The sequence below is a fragment of the Bowdeniella nasicola genome (assembly GCF_001907295.1).
Classification (GTDB): Bacteria; Actinomycetota; Actinomycetes; order Actinomycetales; family Actinomycetaceae; genus Bowdeniella; species Bowdeniella nasicola.
On the sequence record NZ_MQVR01000135.1, the window covers coordinates 1 to 2665 of the forward strand.

At 60.2% G+C, this 2665-nt stretch carries 3 protein-coding genes; 1 reads left to right on the forward strand and 2 read right to left on the reverse strand.

Going from position 1 to position 2665, the window contains the following annotated elements; genetic code table 11:
- Positions 1-268 (forward strand): helix-turn-helix domain-containing protein (locus BSZ39_RS12540; protein ID WP_222842966.1); only part of this gene is annotated, 268 nt, incomplete at its 5' end.
- Positions 269-418: 150 nt separating this feature from the next.
- Here BSZ39_RS12540 and BSZ39_RS12545 read toward each other — a convergent pair.
- The gene (locus tag BSZ39_RS12545; RefSeq protein ID WP_073717641.1) at positions 419-1132 is read right to left on the reverse strand and encodes a hypothetical protein; all 714 of its coding nucleotides are present in this window, start codon (positions 1130-1132) and stop codon (positions 419-421) included.
- Between the two features lie 137 nt (positions 1133-1269).
- Positions 1270-2580, reverse strand: coding sequence for a hypothetical protein (locus BSZ39_RS12550; RefSeq protein ID WP_073717642.1), 1311 nt, complete (start codon positions 2578-2580; stop codon positions 1270-1272).
- Positions 2581-2665 lie beyond the last annotated feature (85 nt).

The window sequence follows — 2665 nt, forward strand, 5'->3', positions numbered from 1 at the left end:
CCTCACTGTACTTCGATGGCATGCTCATCATCCTTTCAGTATCGATCTTCAGATCGAGACAGTCTTGGACTCAAGCAAACCGACAGCAGACCCCGACACACTCCGCCGCGCAGGATTCGACCTCACCGTCAAGGCGAAGCGTCCGGCCCTCGGCATGGAGCAGAAGGCCGAGGCAAGGCGTCTGTTCGACGGCGGTTCGACCCGTCGCGAGCTGATGGAGATGCACGGAGTAAGCGAGTCCACGATCAGCCGGGCGCTGCGGCGGTGATGAATAGCATCTACTTCTCGTCGGAAGGCTCAGCGGTCGCGAAGCTCTCCTTCACCATGATGCGGCGGCGTCGCGAGTGCATGCGTTCCAGGAGCGGAACGCTCTTGTCACGATAGGCGTCGTCGTTGACGGGTAGCCCGGCAGCTCAGATCAGTTGAAACGGAACGTGCGGTACGAGCTCTGTACGTTGAAGCGCCGGCCTTCCTTCCGGCGCTGCAGGAGTCCTGCGACCGTGTCAACGTCGTCCGGCCGCATGCCAAGTGCCCGACACTTGGCGCGCACCTGCTCAACTGTGATCGGCGCCCAGCGGTCCGGCCGGTTCATCATGTCCGCCTTGAGCTTGTCTTCTTCATTCCACTTCAAACCCGATGAGTAGCCGGCCGCCATCGCCGCGATGTGCTCGAGAATCCCAGACACCCCGTTCGGCAACGGCTCCTGTCGATCTGCTGGTTCTTCGACAGGCTGAGGCTCGACGGTGCTCCCATGAAACAGTTGGACGGGGTTGGCGCACTCAATCCATTCCGCCGTCTCGTCCTCATTCCACTCGATGACCGCAAGCGCGTCAGCCTCAACACCCCACAGGCCATTCAGGTGCTTTCGGTTCGGCCAGGCGTAGAGGACTCGATGGCCCGCGAGCGATCCCGTCGAGAAGCCCTTCCATGAGAGATGAGTGACTCCCGATGTCGCCACCAGTCGCTTCAGGATGTCGCTGTGCACCTGCTTCTGCGGCGTCACGACAACTACAGAACCGCCAGGCTGATCCGCAAGCCACTGGATCGCGCGCAGGTTCTGCGGCTCGCGAGAGGTCTCTCCCTCGCCGAGTCGCGAGATGGCGACGGGGAACGCATACGCGTGGGACGTCATATCTTCCTCCAAGCTTCGGCGCCTGAGCTGACAATACGGTTGGCCTCCGACATTCTGAGCGGCTTCGGTGAGGAAAGCGACCAGGTGGGAGCGTGCGTCGCCGGGCCGACATCGGCTCAGGTACCGCAGCTCCGTAGCTACGCTGGAGCGTCATCGACTTTCACCTTGACCATAATGTTCTCGATTTCGGCCCGCGCTTCGTCCGACAGCGTGGTGCTTGCCAATGCCGCTTCATAGTCAAAATCTTCGAGTTCATCATCGGCAGAGAAGTGGAGCGCATCGTCGTGGTCGGCCAGAAGCTCCGTTGCGACGGACCGACCGAACCCGACCTCTTGGAGCTGGATCGCACGCCGATCAGTCGTGCCGTACTCGACAAGTGTCGCAACGTTGATTCCGGCTCTGTCTCTCCCGAGTGCCATGAGGCTCACATCGAAGAAGTTCTGCAGGTACCCGATGATGCGGAACCGCAGGCCACCCTCGATATCCCGCAGCGTCCACTCGATGATGAGGTTCACGTGCTTTGCCGAGTTACGGTCGAAAGGTTCTTTCACGAGGCTCTCGTCACGCGTGTAGTCGCGGTAGGTGATCGATCCACGCTGGGTGTAGTACGCGATTGAGCTGGAGATCACTCTGCTGATCGGATCACCCCGTACCCAACCCCGCATAAGGAGCGCCCAATAATAGAGACGGCGTTCCCAGCCGTCAGCATCGGCCTTCTTAGGCATGAGAGGGTCAGTCCCCGAAACCTCAGTCGCTCGCCATCCGTAGAGGTTGCTCAGGCGGCTGAGCACGTTGAGAAACGTGTTGACGTCAGTGAGGTCTGCATCATCAGCGACAAGCGGTGCCGCAGAGCCACTCGTGAGATCAGCCCAGACGCGATCCTGGTACTCCGGAAGGATGTTCGGGGAGCGGCGCAAAACGTCGGTTGGAACTTTGACCGAGGCGGCCGCTTTCCGAAGTAGCTCGCGCCCGTCCTTGACTTTGTCGAGGAAGTAGCTTCGAAGCGGTGTCTGCTGGTTGTCGAGCTGATGCAGAGTCAGGATGGATGCATACTGCTCAATGCTTCGCTGCTGATCTGCCGACGGCGTGCCCGGCAGACTCTCGCCTCGCAGGATCCGCGCGATGTCCGTGTATTCCTTCTTCCGGTTATTCGCAGGATTGACGAGGAAGCTGTCGGCGCGAGCGGGTTCGGCCCGGGGAATCAGTGCCCGGGTCGTGTCAGCCCACCGGTTAGCCTCTTCGCGCACGCAGATGACGTTGCCGGAGAAATCGTAGGTGAGACGACCAGCGCGGCCAGCGAGATTCTCGAAGTCGATCTTCGTAAAGGAGCTATTGCCGTGCTTGTCGCTAAGAACGAAGATGTTCTTTGCCGGGAGGTTCACTCCCTCAAGCAACGTCGACGTGCAGACCACGAATTGGATCGGGGACTCGGGATCCGAGAAGGTCAAGTCCCTTGTAGTGGTGTAACGGCGTTTTCCTCTCGTTTGGGGTTTTAGCTTGCTAGTGCGGGCGTGTCGGTATCGGTCATGGTCG

Bases quoted from the DNA above. Each gene is read 5' to 3' on its own strand.
- BSZ39_RS12545 (WP_073717641.1), bottom strand. From the start codon at position 1,132: ATGACGTCCCACGCGTATGCGTTCCCCGTCGCCATCTCGCGACTCGGC.